Source organism: Rhodococcus sp. IEGM 1379 (assembly GCF_030056815.1).
Lineage (GTDB): Bacteria > Actinomycetota > Actinomycetes > Mycobacteriales > Mycobacteriaceae > Rhodococcus_F.
The window spans coordinates 1-16,658 of record NZ_JASHKR010000090.1; the positions used below are offsets into that span (position 1 = coordinate 1).

General features: G+C 60.9%; 15 protein-coding genes and 1 pseudogene. 11 read left to right on the plus strand and 5 right to left on the minus strand.

The window, feature by feature from the left end:
* From QM600_RS25660 to QM600_RS25675, 4 genes and pseudogenes are all read left to right on the plus strand, one after another.
* Positions 1-963, plus strand: a 963-nt coding sequence (locus QM600_RS25660) for an AMP-binding protein (protein WP_283264522.1), incomplete at its 5' end; no start/stop codon positions are given.
* A 74-nt stretch (positions 964-1,037) separates the two neighbouring features.
* Positions 1,038-1,982, plus strand: a complete 945-nt coding sequence (locus QM600_RS25665; RefSeq protein ID WP_283264524.1) for a TauD/TfdA dioxygenase family protein — start codon at positions 1,038-1,040, stop codon at positions 1,980-1,982.
* A gap of 131 nt (positions 1,983-2,113) precedes the next feature.
* Positions 2,114-3,007: a tyrosine-protein phosphatase gene (locus QM600_RS25670; RefSeq protein ID WP_283264526.1), complete on the plus strand. Its 894-nt coding sequence runs from the start codon at positions 2,114-2,116 to the stop codon at positions 3,005-3,007.
* 217 nt (positions 3,008-3,224) lie between these two features.
* Positions 3,225-3,737 (plus strand): annotated as a pseudogene (locus QM600_RS25675) (GDSL-type esterase/lipase family protein); the annotation flags it as partial.
* Between the two features lie 63 nt (positions 3,738-3,800).
* On the opposite strand, the gene QM600_RS25680 reads toward QM600_RS25675, so the two are convergent.
* The 4 genes from QM600_RS25680 to QM600_RS25695 are packed head-to-tail and all read right to left on the minus strand — an operon-like array spanning position 3,801 to position 6,573.
* Positions 3,801-4,259 carry a nuclear transport factor 2 family protein gene (locus QM600_RS25680; RefSeq protein WP_283264527.1) on the minus strand — a complete coding sequence of 153 codons (459 nt, stop codon included), beginning with the start codon at positions 4,257-4,259 and terminating at the stop codon, positions 3,801-3,803.
* A 57-nt stretch (positions 4,260-4,316) separates the two neighbouring features.
* Positions 4,317-5,105, minus strand: coding sequence for an SDR family NAD(P)-dependent oxidoreductase (locus tag QM600_RS25685; RefSeq protein WP_283264529.1), 789 nt, complete (start codon positions 5,103-5,105; stop codon positions 4,317-4,319).
* Between the two features lie 30 nt (positions 5,106-5,135).
* Complete coding sequence (locus QM600_RS25690; protein WP_283264530.1) at positions 5,136-5,432, minus strand: hypothetical protein; 297 nt, start codon at positions 5,430-5,432, stop codon at positions 5,136-5,138.
* Entirely contained in the window at positions 5,410-6,573 is a 1,164-nt protein-coding gene (locus QM600_RS25695) for a 3-ketosteroid-9-alpha-monooxygenase, oxygenase component (RefSeq protein ID WP_283264532.1), read from the minus strand. The genes QM600_RS25690 and QM600_RS25695 overlap by 23 nt, the downstream gene beginning before the upstream one ends.
* Positions 6,574-6,809: 236 nt before the next feature.
* On the opposite strand from QM600_RS25695, the gene hsaA reads away from it, so the two are divergent.
* The 4 genes from hsaA (at position 6,810) to QM600_RS25715 (ending at position 11,285) form a co-directional block, all read left to right on the plus strand.
* Positions 6,810-7,976, plus strand: a complete 1,167-nt coding sequence (gene hsaA, locus QM600_RS25700) for a 3-hydroxy-9,10-secoandrosta-1,3,5(10)-triene-9,17-dione monooxygenase oxygenase subunit (protein ID WP_283264533.1) — start codon at positions 6,810-6,812, stop codon at positions 7,974-7,976.
* A 45-nt stretch (positions 7,977-8,021) separates the two neighbouring features.
* The gene (locus QM600_RS25705; RefSeq protein WP_283264534.1) at positions 8,022-9,305 is read left to right on the plus strand and encodes a type I glutamate--ammonia ligase; all 1,284 of its coding nucleotides are present in this window, start codon (positions 8,022-8,024) and stop codon (positions 9,303-9,305) included.
* An 89-nt stretch (positions 9,306-9,394) separates the two neighbouring features.
* Positions 9,395-10,276: an SMP-30/gluconolactonase/LRE family protein gene (locus QM600_RS25710; RefSeq protein ID WP_283264535.1), complete on the plus strand. Its 882-nt coding sequence runs from the start codon at positions 9,395-9,397 to the stop codon at positions 10,274-10,276.
* Between the two features lies 1 nt (position 10,277).
* A complete protein-coding gene (locus QM600_RS25715; RefSeq protein WP_283264536.1) occupies positions 10,278-11,285 on the plus strand; it encodes a TIGR03617 family F420-dependent LLM class oxidoreductase in 1,008 nt (335 codons plus the stop codon).
* A gap of 56 nt (positions 11,286-11,341) precedes the next feature.
* On the opposite strand, the gene QM600_RS25720 is transcribed toward QM600_RS25715, so the two are convergent.
* A complete protein-coding gene (locus QM600_RS25720) occupies positions 11,342-12,874 on the minus strand; it encodes an FAD-dependent oxidoreductase (RefSeq protein ID WP_283264538.1) in 1,533 nt (510 codons plus the stop codon).
* A gap of 153 nt (positions 12,875-13,027) precedes the next feature.
* Here QM600_RS25720 and QM600_RS25725 point away from each other — a divergent pair, with 153 nt between their 5' ends.
* The 3 genes from QM600_RS25725 to QM600_RS25735 all read left to right on the plus strand — a co-directional run.
* Complete coding sequence (locus tag QM600_RS25725; protein ID WP_283264539.1) at positions 13,028-13,654, plus strand: TetR/AcrR family transcriptional regulator; 627 nt, start codon at positions 13,028-13,030, stop codon at positions 13,652-13,654.
* A 191-nt stretch (positions 13,655-13,845) separates the two neighbouring features.
* Positions 13,846-15,009, plus strand: coding sequence for a steroid 3-ketoacyl-CoA thiolase (locus tag QM600_RS25730; RefSeq protein ID WP_283264541.1), 1,164 nt, complete (start codon positions 13,846-13,848; stop codon positions 15,007-15,009).
* A gap of 33 nt (positions 15,010-15,042) precedes the next feature.
* The coding region (locus QM600_RS25735; protein WP_283264540.1) for an acyl-CoA dehydrogenase family protein at positions 15,043-16,658 on the plus strand (1,616 nt) is incomplete at its 3' end.

Below are 16,658 nucleotides of genomic sequence, written 5' to 3' on the forward strand. Positions count from 1 at the left end.
ATGAGTTATCCGTTCGAGGGGCGCCCGGTGTATCTGGCGCTGGCACCGTTGACTCACGCTGCGGGGGTGTTGTGCTTTCCCATCATGGCGCTGGGCGGGGAAGTGGTGATCATGCCGAAACCGGATCTGGGCGCCTTCCTGGAAAATGTACAAACTCACAAGGTTACGCATACTTTCCTGCCACCGACGCTCATCTACATGCTGCTCGAGCACCCCGATCTGGTAGACGCAGATCTTGTTTCCCTGCAATGCTTCTGGTACGGGGCGGCGCCGATCTCACTGACCAGGCTGGGCGAGGCGATCGGCAAGATCGGGCCGGTCATGGCGCAACTGTTCGGACAAAGCGAAGCGCCGATGATGATTTCGACTATGGCACCGAAAGATCACTTCGGCCCGGACGGAGCTATCGCGACGGAGAGACTGTCATCTGCTGGTCGGCCGTCGCCGTTGGTGACGGTGGGGATCATGGACGACAAGGGGAACCTGCTGGGGCGCGGCGCTCGAGGCGAGGTGGTTATCCGCAGTTCCCTCGTGATGGCCGGCTATTTCAAGAATCCTGAAGCCACGGCCGAGGCGTCGGCACACGGTTGGCACCACACCGGCGATATCGGATACCTGGACGACGACAATTTTCTGTTCATCGTCGATCGCGCCAAAGACATGATCATCACCGGCGGCTTCAACGTCTATTCGGTCGAAGTGGAACAGGCACTCATGGCGTATCCGGGAATTCAGGATTGCGGGGTGATCGGCTTGCCGGACGACAAGTGGGGTGAACGGGTTGTGGCGGTAGTTCAGCCGCATTCAGGCGTCGTGATCGACGACGCCGAGGTTATGGCTTTCGTGAAGGCGCGCATCGGAAGCGTGAAGACTCCCAAGCAGGTCATCGTCTGGGAAGACTTGCCGCGCTCGAAGGTAGGGAAGGTGCTCAAGAACGAGATCAAAGGGGTATTGAGGGGCTGACCATTGACACATTAAGGCATTATCCTTAAAGTGGTGTGATCTGGTTCACGAGGGTTGCATTTGAGGAGTGTTCGATGGCAGTTCTGTTTCCCACTACGATTCACCCGATTCCTACCGATCCGCTGGCTGCTTATGGTCCGTTGGTCGCTCGGCGAAATCCGGAATCGGTAGAGCCTGGGCCGTATACGAATTTCTCCGTCAAGAAGATCGCACCCACTATCGGTGCCGAAATCTCGGGTCTTCGTCTGGGTGGCAACCTGTCGGACGAGGTCATGCATGATCTGCGTCGGGCGCTTCTCGAGTGGAAGGTGTTGTTCTTTCGGGATCAGGACATCGACCGCGCTGAGCATCGGGAATTCGCGGAACGATGGGGAGCGCTGGAACAGCATCCGTTTTTCAAGTTCTTCCAACCAGGTCAGACGGACGCCGATGTCACTACCCTGGCGAAAGACGCGATGGTCGGTGGTGTCGAAAACAATTGGCACAACGACGTGACGTGGCATGAGTTCCCCTCTTTTGCGGCGGTGCTTCGGGCCGTCGAGGTCCCCGAGGTCGGCGGTGACACACTCTGGGCGGACACCGCGGCGGCGTATGAGCTCCTTCCGCAAGAGATCAAGGACCGAATCGATCCTCTTGTTGCCGAGCATGATTGGATCAATTCCTTCGGCAAGTCCATGCCGGCGGAATCTGTAGAGGCGCTGCGCCCACAGTTTCCGGCCGTGCAGCATCCGGTCGTTCGTGTCATCCCGGAGAGTGGTCGACGAGTTCTGTTCGTCAACATGACATTTACTCAGCGAATCGTGGGAGTGTCGGAGGACGAATCGAATGAACTCCTCACGTTGCTCTACCGTCACATCAACCGTCCGGAGTTTCAGGTGCGGTTGAAGTGGGAGCCGAACACTGTTGCCTTCTGGGATAACCGGGCATGCCAGCACTATGCGGCCAGTGACTATTTTCCGGAGCGTCGAGTGATGGATCGTATCTCTATCGTCGGTGATCGTCCGGTGGGAATCGGGTAACAGATACGTCGTCGGTCGGTGGACCCGAGACGTCAGTACTCGGCCACCGACCGTTGGCCAGACGGTCACTATCGCGACACCTTCTCCGCACACGATGCAGTAATTGCACTTGTGAATCTTTGAGGAGAATTGTGAATTCCCGTCTTATCATTGTTGGTATCGCTGCGGCACTAACTATTGGGCTCTCCGGATGCGGACAGTCGACGAGCGATGAATCGGCGGCTGCCACGACGTTGCAGTCGGCGCCGGAAGCCGTCGCGGCGGCAACGCCAAGACTGCTTTCTGCCAACAACTTTCGGGACCTGGCGGGGCCGGACGGCGGCTACACCACTTTCGACGGACGCCGTGTTCGTGAGGGCGTCCTCTATCGTTCCAATGCGCTGGTCACCAACAACGCGGACGCCGCAACGTTGGATGCGCTTGGCCTGAAGACGGTTTACGACCTCCGGACTACCGCCGAAGTCGAAAAGGGCCCGGATCGTGTTCCCGCCGGGGCGAACTACACCCGCGTCAACATCGTCGGCGATGCAGCCAGTGGTGCCATCACGTCATCGGTGGATCTCTCGACTCCGGAGAGCGCCGGGGCAGTGCTCGTCACCGCCAACCGGCAGTTTGTGACGGATCCGGCGATGCGCGCACAATTCGCGACCCTGCTGACCGACATCGCGACAACGGATGGGCCTCAGCTCTTTCATTGCACGGCAGGCAAGGATCGGGCCGGTTGGACCAGCGCGATGCTCCTGAAGATCGCCGGCGTCGATGACGCGACAGTCATGAGCAATTACCTACTCACCAACGAGTATTCGAAAGATTCGATCGAAGCCACCGCAGCTCAGGTAACCGCAGCAAAGGGTGAGCAGGCTGGTGCCGCAATGAAGGTACTGATGGGAGTCTCTCCCGAATTTCTCCAGGCCGGGTTCGACGAGGTTTCCGCCAATTTCGGCACGTTCGACAACTACCTGACATCCGGACTCGGGCTTTCGGCTGGCACCATCGGAATATTGAAAACCAAACTCACGGTATAGCGGGCGTGACGGCGGGGGTGTTGCTGTCGGCCTCTCGCGTCGGAGGTTTATCCGCGCAGGTCGATTGTGCATTCGAAGCAGCAATTGCTTCTGCGAATGCACAATCGCCACGCGGCGACTCGTCCGACGTGAGTCTCCTCCGCCCATCACACCGGTACGTGGGTGTGTGACTGATTATTCGTGGTGCGAGTATCGCTGGGTGCAAAAAGATACTCGTGTGTGTTTCATCGGCGACTCGTTTGTCGCGGGTGTGGGTGATCCCGACCATCGAGGCTGGGTTGGCCGACTTGCATCGGCCGTTCCGGGCGGTCTGATCACCAGTTACAACCTCGGGGTGCGTCGGCAGACGACGCGGGACATCGAAGCCCGGTGGTTTGTGGAAGCGCAGGCCCGCCTACCGTGCGACTGCGACGCACGGGTCGTGTTCTCGTGCGGCGTCAACGATACGACGGAAGAGGGCGGCGTGACTCGGGTCGAACGCGCCGAGTCTGTGTCCAACCTCCGCTCGATGGCGGAATTGGCAAAACGACAGGGCTGGCAGCCGTGGGTAGTCGGTCCACCACCGGTATTCGATGAATTGCAGAATGAACGTACGCGAATGTTGGACGAGGACTTCGCAGCGATGTGTGAACAGCAGAATGTTCAGTACTGCAGTGTCTTCGACGATCTTCGTGCGAACGAGGTCTGGATGCGACAGGTGGCCGAGGGTGATGGAGCGCATCCGGGGCGCGGCGGCTACGAAGTGTTCACGCAGTTGCTGACCCCGGCCTGGTTGGCCTGGATCGAGGGAAGCTCAGCGACGCCAGCCGCTGGGTCCGGCGCCCAAAACCTCGATGGAGCCGCGGATTCCGTGTGCATGCTTGGTGCGGTGCGTCATTCGCCACGCTCCGTCGACCAGGGCCCAGGAATCGTGGTAGTCGCCCAGTGTTGAGAAGCTGAGATGCGCTTTGCTGCCGGTACCCAGATGCATGTCGCTGACATAGGCACGGCTGGTGGCGCGGTCACCGTCGACGTCGATAAGCACGTTTCCCACCAAATGTTGTGTGGGGCCACAGTCGTCGAGGAAAGATCGGATAGAGGCGACTACCTCGGCTGGTCCGTTGAGAGTTCCGGTGCCCAGTTCTGCGGTGGCGTCCGGCGTCATGATCCGGTGAAGTTCGTCCCAATCGCGAGCATCCATCGCTCTAGCGAATTCGGAGATGGAGCGGGTGATCTCGCGCTCGGCGAGAAGTGTAGCGAGGGTGACGCTCATCTGCTGTGCGCCTTTCTTAACGTAGGAGGGTCAACAAAGGCGCACAGCAGAAGTGGATCAGCGGTTGAGCAACTTGCGCATAGCTTCGGCAGCGCCCTTGACGATCTTGTCGCGGGGGAATCCGTTGCGCTTCTGAACGGCTTCGTAGTTGCCGCCGGCAACCCATAGCGGTCCGTCGGCCAGGTGCTCGAGGCCTTCGCGGGCAACATCTTCGGGCTCGGACACATTCATGCCCGGGATGTCGAAGTTCAGGCCGAGACGAGCCATGGCCGGGGTGCGGGTGACGCCGAGAACGAATTCCAGGACGTGCACGCCGAACGGTTCGAGTTCGATCCACAGGCTCTCGGCAAAGATCCGGCCGAAGGCCTTGGATGCTGCGTAAATGCCCTGCGTTTCGGAGCCCATGTAGCCGGCCATCGAACCGAGCAACATGATGCCGCCGCGTCCGCGTTCCTTCATCAAAGCGCCGAAATGGTGCGAGAGTTCGAGCTGCTTGTGGACATTGAGTTCGATGACGCCGCGGAATCCGTCCATGTCGCCGGAGACGAACTCGTGGCCGTAGCTGTTTGCGCCGGCGTTGAAGATGAGCAAGCCCACCTCGACGTCGTCGGTGACAGCCTTGATCTGGTCTAGCGCGTCGGGGACGAGCAAATCCAGTGCAAGAGTGCGTACTTCGACGCCGTTGGCACGGGCCTTCGACGCAGTCTCCTCGAGCGGGCCCGGCTTGCGGGCAATGAGCACGAGGTTGATGCCGATCTTGCTGAGCTCGTCAGCGAAGGACGAGCCGACACCTTCGGAACCGCCGGCGATGACTGCCCAAGGGCCGTAGTACTGAGGATCGATCATTACTACCTTCTTCGAAAGATGTTGGCTTCTCTAGTGGAACGGAGCGGGTACAGGTTCGTTGTCGTCGATGATCGGCTTCGGTACTGGCGTTTCATCGAAGATCTCGATGTCGCCGGCTTTGGCAGCCGCGATGATCGACGCGGTCAATGCACCGCACTGCTTGCGAGGGGAACCGGGGCGTCCCTCGCGTCGGCCGAATTCACGTTCGTCGGCGATTTCGATGCAACGCGCGCGGGCCTGGTCATTCCACTGAACAGCGGTGTGTTCCCAACTGTTCTTCTGGACCAGGACCTGCGCTTTGCACTCAGCGCACTGAAGCGGCTGCATCTTCTTCGGCCTTCTTCGCCGCGAGATTGTCGTCGACTTCCTGCTTCCAAGCAGAAACGGCGCGTTCGGTGTCGAGTTCGAACTCGAAGCGCTCGGTCATTTCAGGTTTGACATCGGCGACGTCGACGTAGAACTGGTCATACCAGCGACGTAGCTGGTAAACCGGGCCGTCCTCCTCGCACAGAAGCGGGTTTTCGATGCGCGTCTTGTTCTTCCAGATCTCGACGTCCTGTTCGAAGCCCTTGGCAATGAACGTGCCGAAGTTCTTGGCCATCGCGTCGGCAGCGTCACCCTGGAAGCGGTCCGACTTCTTGACGATGATGCCGTACTGGAGCACAAACTTGTTTGCGTTGACCGGGTAGTGGCAGTTGATGAGTACCGAGTCGACGTTGTAGTCCTCGTACTGGTAGATCAGGTCGTCGACCATGAACGACGGACCGAAGTACGTGGCTGTGGAGTCGCTGCCGAGCATCTGCGGGGTGCCGGCAGCGTGCGGACGCATATCCGTACGGGCGGTGCCGCGCATGTACTGCGTCGCGACGTGGCCTTCGAAGACGTTCTTGAAGTACGTCGGGAAGGAGTAGTGCACGTAGAAAAAGTGCGCCATGTCGACGATGTTGTCGACGACCTCGCGGCAGTTGGTGTCGACGACGGTGGTGTACCAGACCCAGTCGCTCCACTCGTCGCTGAGCGCACCTTCGATACGGGGGATGGTCACGTCAGCCGGAGGCGGGTTGCCCTCGGGGTCGTTCCAGACGAAGAGCATGCCGTCCTGGTCGAGGGTGTGCCATGCGCGAGTCTTGGCGAGCGGGGGCACGCGGCGTGCGTACGGGATCTTCTGGCACTTGCCGTTGCCGCCCCAACGCCAGTCGTGGAACGGACACGCGATGGCGTCGCCCTTGATGGTGCCCTGGCTCAGGTCGCCACCCATGTGACGGCAGTACGCGTCGAGAATCTTGACGCTGCCCTCACTGTCGGCGAACACGACGAGCTTGGTGCCGAAAGCCTCGATGGAGTGCGGCTCGCCATCCTTGAAGGACTCAGTGAGTCCAATGCAGTGCCATCCACGTGCGAAGCGAGTAGGTGCGGTTCCGGCTTGGATCTCGCGAACCTCGTCGCGGTCGGACTGATTGATCGTCACGATGAGTCCCGTCCTTTCACGGTCAGTATCTTGAAAATGACGCTAGGGGAGTGGCGTTGTGAGCCGGTGCGTCGTCTCACTGGGCGGGACCGTCTCTGGGAGAGTTACCCGGAGGTCTACGGTCCCGACCTCCGGGGCTTCCGGTCAGCGGAATCGCGGATGAGGTTATCGTTTCAGAGCAGCCGTTATGTCTATCTGCTGATCGGGCCTCCTGATCGGTGCAAGGAGTGTCTTCCATGGTCAACAAGGTTCTGAGCACTGTTCGCGATCTGCTGCCCAAGATTGCCGAGCGAGCTCAGAAGGTGGACGAGTCGAGGAAGATATCCGATCGTACGATTCGTGAACTCGGCGATGCGGGCGTATTCGCGATGTTGCAACCGAAGCGTTACGGAGGTGCCGAGGGCGATCCGGTTCAGTACTTCGAAGTTATCCGCGCGATTTCCGCTGCGTGTGGTTCGACCGGGTGGGTCGCGTCGGTGGTGGGAGTGCATCCGTGGCATCTGGCCTTGTTCGACGATCGAGCTCAAGCAGACGTGTGGGGCAGCGATCCGACGACGCTCATCTCTTCGGCATACGCGCCGGTCGGTCGGTTGACGGCAGTGGAGGGCGGTTACGAACTGACCGGCAACTGGGGATTCTCTTCGGGTTGTGAACATGCGACCTGGGCATTGCTGGGAGCGATGGTCGTGGGCGTGGACGGGCGTCCCGTCGATTTCATGACGGTGTTGGTGCCTCGCAGCGATTACGAGATCCGCGACGTCTGGGACGTTGTGGGTATGCGCGGAACGGCGAGCAACGAGATCGTCGTCAAGCAGGCGTTTGTCCCGGATTATCGGTTGAAACAAAATTACGAGACGGCCAATTTGGAGGGGCCAGGCCAGACCGTCAACACCGGTCCGCTCTACAAATTGCCTTTCGGGAGCATCTTCACGTCGACCGTGGCGGCGCCGTGTGTAGGCATCGTTGCCGGTTGTTACGAGGGCTACCTCGAGGTGATGCGTGAACGTGTCCGCCTCAGCTTGGGTGGTGGACGGTTCAGCGAGGATCAGTTTGCTCAGGTGGCTGTGGCTCGTGCGTCGTCGGAAATTGACGCTGCGATTTTGCAGATGGATCGCAACATTCGTGAGATGTACGAGCTTGCCGTGGCCGGTCAAGAGTTGCCGCTGTCGATGCGACTGCGCGCTCGGCGCGACCAGGTTCGTGCGACGGAGCGTTCGGTGGAAGCGATCGACATGTTGTTCAAGACGGCGGGCGGAAACTCGCTTTCGCGCGGTAACCCGATCGAGCGGGCGTGGCGTGACGTCCATGCAGGCAGCGTGCATGTGGCGAACGAACCGGAACGCGCGTTGGCGTTGTACGGGCGGGCAGCTTTCGGTTTGCCGGTGGAAGACAACTTGATCTGACGCTTTCGGGGGTTTCCTCCCTTTCGGGTGGGTAATCTCCGGTAGGTGACGCCAACCGCTGCGCTGATTATCGGCTCGATCGTCGATCTCGCGGGTGTTGCGCGGGCGAAAGCGGTGCCCGCGAACAGGGTTGATGCATTCGTCACGAGCGGTATGGGAGCCTCGCCGAGTTGGAGCGTGTTCTGTGCTGACGACGCACTCGCATTCACCGATGCTCTTTCAGTAGTGGGCGATCTGCGACTGAGAATCTCGAAATCAGACCTCCGTGACCTGGGCGATGGCGTGTCCTGGGCGCCGGCGACGCTGCACGAGTTGGACGGATCGGTTTCGCCCGTGTGCAGTCGTTCAGCATTACGACGCATTGTCGAGGTGCTTGCGAGCAGCGAACTCGCGGCGCGCGTGGGACATGAAATCGAGTTCACAGTTTTCGGCGGGGTTGCAGATCAGCAGTGGTCGGCCTACGGACTCTCTGCGGTGCTTGCGCAGGAGAGCTTCATTCGGGAGTTGTGTGCGAATGCTCAACGCGCCCAATTGGAGATCGAACAATTTCATGCGGAATACGGTCCGGGTCAATTCGAGATCTCGCTCGCTCCGGCATCGCCGGTCGAATCCGCCGACAACGTAATCTTGGCTCGAATTCTGATCGGTCGTACGGCGCGAGCGCACGGAATGACGGTGTCCTTCTCGCCGATTCCTACCGTCGGAGGTTCGGGAAATGGTGCGCATCAACATTTTTCGTTGACTCGGGCTGGCGTATCGATCTTCTCCGGAGGACAGCAGGCTTACGGGATGACTGACGACGGAGCCTGCGCGTTGGGCGGCTTGGTAACTCACCTCGGTGATCTGACTGCGGTATTGGCATCCTCGCCATTGTCCGGAATGCGGTTGCAGCCCAACACATGGTCTGGTGCCTACATCTGCTGGGGCCACGAAAACCGTGAGGCGGCAGTGAGATTCTGCGCCGAGTCCTCGGGAAACCCGCACGGGGCCAACGTCGAAGTCAAGGTTGTGGACGGGTCGGCAAATCCGTATCTCGCCACGGCAGCAATTCTCGCAGCAGCTCACGCAGGAATCGTCGACCAGACTCTGCTGCCCCAGGAAGTGACTGTTAATCCATCCACATTGGCGGAGAGTGAGCGGGGTGAACGAGTGCCCACTGAAATGGGTGAGATTTTGCAGAGACTGCGTGCGTCCGCGGTTGCGCGAAGCGCCCTCGGAAATCCGATCATCGAAGCGATGGTCGCAGTGAAAGAGCTCGAGCATTCGAGATGCGCGGACCTGGATGTGTCCACCGTTGTCGAGTGTCTTCGATATGCCTGGAGTGCTTGACGGCGGGTAGTGGCGAATCGGGCACCGCAGTGAGGCGTCGGTGATTGAATGACGGACACGCTCGTTCTTCACCGACGCAGGAGAATTCGATGGCACCGGAAATAAAGGTAGTTCTCGAGGGATACAAGTACTTCGAGTGCCCGCGTTGGCACGATGGCCGCATCTGGGTATCGGATTTCTATACACACCAGGTCGTTTCAGCTCGCGAAGACGGAACAGACGTGCGCGTCGAAGCCGAGGTTCCCGGTCAACCGTCGGGCCTGGGTTGGATGCCGGACGGCAGGTTGCTGGTCGTCTCGATGCGCGAGCAGAAGATCTTGCGCCGCGAATCAGACGGTGAGTTGGTTGTACACGCAGATCTATCGAACTTTGTGAGCGCCAACGTCAACGACATGCTCGTCGACGCGCAGGGTCGTGCGTACGTCGGCAACTTCGGCTTCGACCTGATGAACCTGGGTCAGGTCGAGACAGCCGATCTGCTTCGCGTCGACCCTGACGGCAGTGTTCATGTCGTGGCTCGCGACCTGCACTTCCCCAATGGAATGGCCCTGACCACGACCGGCGAACTGCTCGTGGACGAAACTCTCGGCAATCGCATCAGTGCGTTTTCAATCGGCACGGACGGATCGCTGGGCGAGCGTCGGGATTGGGCGACGTTTGCGGCCGTACCTGATGGCACTTCGATGGAAAGCGTGATTGGCGGGATGGTTGTTGCACCCGACGGTTGCTGCATCGACACCGACGATTCGCTGTGGGTGGCCGATGCAATCGGAAACCGGATCATTCACGTCGTGGAGGGGGCGGGAGTGATCGGCGAGATTCCTTTCGACACCGGAGTCTTTGCCTGCGGATTCGGTGGATCCGACGGCCGAACCTTGTTTGTCTGTGCGGCACCGGATTTCAATGAGCATGCACGTAAGGTTGCTTCCGAAGGCAAGTTGCTGTCGATTCGTTTGGAGCCGTTGGACTGATATGGAACTAGTGACGTCGCTACCGGCCGATACCTCGTTGCGGCAGGTAGCGGAACGTGTCAGGCGTATCGAGGCGCTCGGCTTCGATACGGTGCACATCTCGGAAACCGTCCGGGATCCGTTTGCCGTCGCAGCATTGGCCGTGGAGCACAGTTCCACGCTTACGGTTCGGACGTCGATGGTGGTGGCGTTTGCGCGCAGTCCCATGGTGACTGCGTTGGCGGCCTGGGATTTGGTCGACTTTTCCGGTGGACGGTTTCAGCTCGGGCTTGCCACCCAGGTGCGGGGCAACATCGTCGGTCGATATTCCATGCCGTGGACGGATCCCGTTGCGCAACTGCGTGATTACGTCGGCGCTGTGCGTGCGATCTTTGCCGCGTTTCAATCCGGCAGTGCGCTCGATTACGAGGGTACGCACTACACCTTCAACCGGTTGCAACCATATTTCAATCCGGGGCCGCTCGACGTCGAAGCGCCGGAAATCTGGACCGGGGGAGTGAACGCACGTATGTGCGCGCTGGCCGGCGAGGTTGCCGACGGCTTTGTTGCCCATCCCACGAGTTCGCATCCGAAGGTGCTTGCGGAGAAGATAATTCCGGCGCTCGAGCAGGGTGGTCGCAAGCCGCGGCTCATTGTGGTGCCGAAAATCGTCACCGGACGGGATGAAGCGGCACTCGTATCAGTCCGTGAACCTGTGCGAAAAGAGCTTGCCTTCCTCTACTCCACACCGGCTTACCGTGTTGCCTTGGACGTTCTCGGTTTCACGGAGGTCGGCGAGAGATTGACCGCAATGGCACGAACCGGTGATTGGGCGGATCTAGCTTCTGTTCTCACTGACGACGTGCTGGATGTGCTTGTCGCACAATGCACCTACGTCGAACTTCCGGCAATATTGAATGCAAAGTACGGAGAGCTTTGTGACGGCATTGCGCTGGCGGTACCGGCTGATCCTACTGACGACGACGAGTTTCGCGCTGTAGTTGACAAATTAAACGGCCGCGAATCGTGAAACAGTAAGGGGCGGTTGGTTATTGTGACCAACCGCCCCTAACTGTGATTAGTGAATTACTTCGCCATGTCCTGGGCTGCTCGGTAGGAGAAGACCATGGCCGTGCCGAGCGGAACGCCGGGGCCGGGGTAGAAGCTGCCGCTCAGAGATGCGCTGGTGTTGCCGGCGGCGTATAGGCCGCCGATCACGGTGCCGTCGGCGCGCAGGACGCGGCCGTCGACATCGGTGACCAGACCACCCTTGGTGCCGAGGTCACTGAGCACGATGCGTGCCGCGTAGAACGGGCCCGTTTCGATTGCGGTCAAGGCTGCATTGGCGCCGCCGTTGGGCGGGCAGAAGAATGCGCCGTATGGGTCTTCGCCGCGATGGAACTGCTCGTCGACCCCCAATTTAGCTGCGTCGTTGAACTTCTCGACGGAACTACGTAGGGCGTCGGCCGGCAGTCCGGTCTTTGCGGCGAGCTCTTCGAGAGTGTCGGCAGCTACCCAGGTGCCGGCCTCGAGGTGCTTGGCGGGCGCGGTGTTCGGGATGCTGATGGCGGGCAGGCCGCCACCTTCGCGAGAATCGAAGATCATGAATGACGGTATGGCTGAGGTGATGTCGTTCTGCTTCGCCATTGCCCGACCGAACTGGTCGTAGGGCAGCGACTCGTTGAGGTAGCGTTCACCCTTCGAGTCGAGGACGATGCCGCCGCGCACACCGACCATGAATGCTGCTGAGCCGTCAGGCTGTTCGACGCCGGGGCAGAACCATGCCTGATCGAGCAACGCTGTTGCGCCGCCGACGGCAACGCCGGCGGAGATAGCGTCGCCGGTGTTGGCTCCGTAGGGGCCCATACTCCAGAGTGCCTTGCCCGGCGTGCCGGCCTGCTCGCGCATGTCGGCGTTGCCTTCGATACCGCCGGCTGCCATGAGCACGCCACGGTTTGCCTTGATGCGCAGGGTTTCACCGCCGGACTCGACCTCGGCGCCGACAACGCGGTCATCTTCGACGATCAGCGACGTGAGAGTGGTGTCGGTTCGGAGATCAGCCTTGCCGGTGCTTGCGACGGCAGCGAGCAGGCGACCGATCAGGGCGCGTCCGCCGATCATCTTTCCGGGCGCATGATCCTGGCCGGTGCGGTCCTGATCCAGTTCGGGACGGACCTTGCCGACGAGATCGCCGATATCGGCGGGATCCAGATCGAGCGGGTTGATGGAGCGTCCCGTATCCATCCGGCCTTCAGCCTTGTAGTAATCGGGGAACGCACGGAACTCGAATTCGATATTCGGGTTCTGTTCCAGCAACGCGACGACGGCCGGTGCGGTGTCGACGTAGGCGTCCTGGCGTTCGGTCTCCGAATCGCCGAGCAGCGAGCGCAGGTAGGTGCGAGCGTTCTCGGTTGAGTCGGGGAGGCCTGCGCGCTCTTGGACCTGGGTGCCGGGCAGCCAGATAGAGGCTCCCGAGTACGCGGAAGTGCCGCCGAAACGGTCGGTCTTCTCGATGACGATTGTGGTCAATCCAGCAGCGGCAGCGGTGTATGCGCCGGTCAGCGCACCGCCGCCGGAGCCGACAACCAATACGTCGCACTCGGTGGTCCAGTCCTGCATCATTGCGTCCTAACTCGAAGAGGGTGGGTCCTACACGCAATACCGAGTGGCGTGCGTTGGCTACGGCGAGTCCCACTGAGCGGGCAATATCCCGGGTTCAATAGGTGAAGTGCGAGAATTGGCTCGGCCGCGACCGGCCGCGATACACAATCGATGATGGGGACGACGTTGCCGAGAATTGCCGAGGTCAGGGACGCTGCCGAGCCCAGTTCGGACGAGCAGCGCGCGCGCCATGTCCGAATGTTGCAAGCGGCGGAGGAGTTGGCGACGGAGAAGGAGCTTGCTCGCGTCCAGATGCACGAGGTCGCGAAGCGCGCCGGTGTCGCTATCGGGACGCTGTACCGCTATTTCCCGTCGAAGACGCACCTGTTTGTTGCAGTGATGGTCGAGCAGATCGATCAGATCGGTGGCAGTTTCACCAAACATCAGGCCCACTCCGCAAATCCACAAGATGCGGTCTACGAAGTGTTGGTGCGCGCAACCCGCGGATTACTGCGTCGGCCGGCCCTCTCGACAGCGATGCTGCAATCGACCAGCACCGCCAACGTCGCAACAGTCCCCGACGCAGGAAAGATCGATCGCGGTTTTCGCCAGATCGTCTTGGACGCGGCGGGCATCGAGAACCCCACCGAAGACGACAACACCGCGTTGCGATTGCTGATGCAACTGTGGTTCGGCGTGATTCAGTCCTGCCTCAACGGTCGCATCTCGATTCCCGACGCGGAGTACGACATTCGTAAGGGCTGCGACTTACTTCTGGTGAATCTCTCGCAGCACTGACGAAGCTCGCCCGGGTTCGGGTGAGTTCGTCAGACTTTCAAAATTGAAATCAATTCTAATTTCTTGAACGCTGTGATCGAACACTCGACTTGCGTCGCAACGTTGCTCGGCGTACATAAATAGAATACATTACAGAAAAGTAGTTGGTGAGCCAGCTCACCAACCGATATCTCCCCGAAGGAGTGCTCATCATGGGCCATGCAGTCATCGTCGAAGCCGCGCGTACACCGATCGGTCGCCGCCGCGGCGCCCTGGCGGGACTGCACCCCGCCACGCTCCTGGGAGCCGCACAGCGCGGTGTCCTCGAGCGTGCCGGCGTTGCGCCGGAAGACATCGGACAGATCATCGGCGGTTGCGTCACGCAGGCCGGCGAACAGTCCAACAACGTCACCCGCCAGGCCTGGCTGCACGCCGGATTCCCGTACTCGACGGCTGCAACGTCCATCGACTGCGCTTGCGGATCTGCCCAGCAGGCAGTGCATTTGATTTCCGGCCTGATCTCCTCGGGTCAGATCTCGGCAGGTATCGGCTGTGGCGTCGAATCCATGAGCCGCGTTTTCCTCGGCCAGGCAAATACTCCGGAAACCGGAAACCCGTACCCGGATGACTGGACCGTCGACATGGGTGACCAGTTCACATCCGCGCAGCGCATCGCCGAGAAGCGCGGAATCACGCGCGCCGACGTCGACGCCTTCGGTCTCGAATCGCAGCGTCGCGCAGCTCAGGCTTGGGCCGAAGGTCGCTTCGATCGCGAAATCGTCCCCGTCACAGCTCCCGTCGTCGACAAGCAGGGCGTACCGACCGGCGAGATCGCAACGGTCACCCGTGACGGCGGCTTGCGTGAGACCACGGCAGAAGCCCTCGCCGGTCTCAAGCCCGTCATCGAAGGCCACGTCCACACCGCCGGCAACTCTTCGCAGATCAGCGACGGCGCTGCAGCCGTATTGCTGATGAGTGAAGAGCGCGCCCAGCAGTTGGGCCTCAAGCCCCGTGCACGCATCATCGCGTCCGGCATGGTCGGCTCCGATCCCTTCTACCACCTCGACGGACCCATCGAGTCCACCCAGATGGTGCTCGACAAGGCCGGAATGACGCTCGAGGACATCGATCTCGTCGAGATCAACGAAGCCTTCGCCTCGGTCGTTCTCTCCTGGGCACAGGTCCACGGCGCCGACATGTCCAAGGTCAACGTCAACGGCGGCGCAATCGCCCTCGGTCACCCCGTCGGCTCGACCGGTGCTCGCCTGATCACCACCGCGCTCCATGAGCTCGAGCGTTCCGACAAGTCCACTGCCTTGATCACGATGTGCGCCGGCGGAGCTCTCTCCACCGCCACCATCATCGAACGCATCTGACTGCATCCGTACTTTCGAATTGATTAGGTAGATATGACTATTGGATTGAGTGAAGAAGATCGCGACCTCCGCGATTCCGTTCGAGGCTGGGCTGCGCGTCACGCAACCCCGACCGTCATCCGCGAAGCTGTCGAGGCCAAGGTCGAGACCCGCCCGCAGTTCTGGGACGGACTTGCAGAGCAGGGTCTTCTCGGTCTGCACATCGCCGAGGAATTCGGTGGAGCAGGCTACGGACTGGTCGAGCTCGCGATCGTCGTCGAGGAACTGGGACGCTCCATGGTTCCCGGCTCGTTCCTGCCCACCGTTGTGGTCAGTGCGGTCCTCAGTGACGCCGGTGTCGCCGATCGCCTGTCCGGTCTTGCTGACGGCAGCACTCTCGGAGCTGTTGCCTTGCAGCCCGGTTCGCTGAAGATCACCCGCGACGGCAACACCGCCACTCTCAGTGGAACGTCCAGCCACATCCTCGGCGGCCACGTCGGCGACGTGTTCCTCCTCGCGACGGACAGCGGCTACGTTCTGATCACCCGTGACCGTCTCGACGTCACGGACCTGGCCAGCTACGACGTAGTGCGTCGTAGCTCCGAGGTCACCGTTGACGGCCTGGTTCTCACGGACTCCGAGATCCTCGCAGTCGACGAGCAGCGCGTACTCGACATTGCTGCAACACTTTTCGCAGCCGAGGCCTCCGGTCTGGCTGACTGGGCAGTGACCACCTCGGCTGACTACGCCAAGGTGCGTCAGCAGTTCGGTAGGGTCATCGGACAGTTCCAGGGCGTCAAGCACAAGGTCGCACGGATGCTCACACTCTCCGAGCAGGCCCGCGTCTGCGCGTGGGACGCAGCCCGCGCCCTGACACCCGCCAACGGTGTCGGCGCCGAAGAAGCTTCTCTCGCTGCCGCTGTCGCCGGAGCAACCGCGCTCGAAGCTGGTTTCTCGGTTACCCGCGATTGCATTCAGGTTCTCGGTGGCATCGGCTTCACCTGGGAGCACGACGCACACCTGTACATGCGCCGCGCACAGTCACTGCGAATCCTGCTGGGCTCCACGGCTTCCTGGCGTCGCCGGGTTGCCGAGCTGACGATCGCCGGAACTCGTCGCGTACTCAGCATCGAACTCCCGCCGGAGGCCGAGGCGATTCGCGCCGACGTTCGCGCGGAACTCGCTCCCGCCCTCGAACTCGAGGGTGCTGAGCGGAAGACATACCTCGCGGAAAAGGGTTACACTGCACCGCACTTCACCGCTCCCTGGGGCAAGTCCGCAGATGCGGTCAGCCAGCTCGTGATCGCCGAAGAGCTCCGTGAGGCACAGCTCGACCCGCACGACATGATCATCGGAAACTGGGTCATCCCGACGCTCATCGAGCACGGCAACGAAGAGCAGCTCGCCAAGTTCGTTCCGCCGTCACTGCGCGGCGACATCGTCTGGTGCCAGCTGTTCTCCGAGCCGGGCGCCGGCTCCGACCTTGCCGCTCTGAGCACCAAGGCCACCAAGGTCGACGGTGGCTGGAAGCTGCAGGGCCAGAAGGTCTGGACGTCCATGGCGCGCGAGGCGCACTGGGGCATCTGCCTTGCACGCACCGACGCCGATGTGCCCAAGCACAAGGGCCTGTCCTACTTCCTCATCGACATCAAGAACAGTGGCCTCGACAT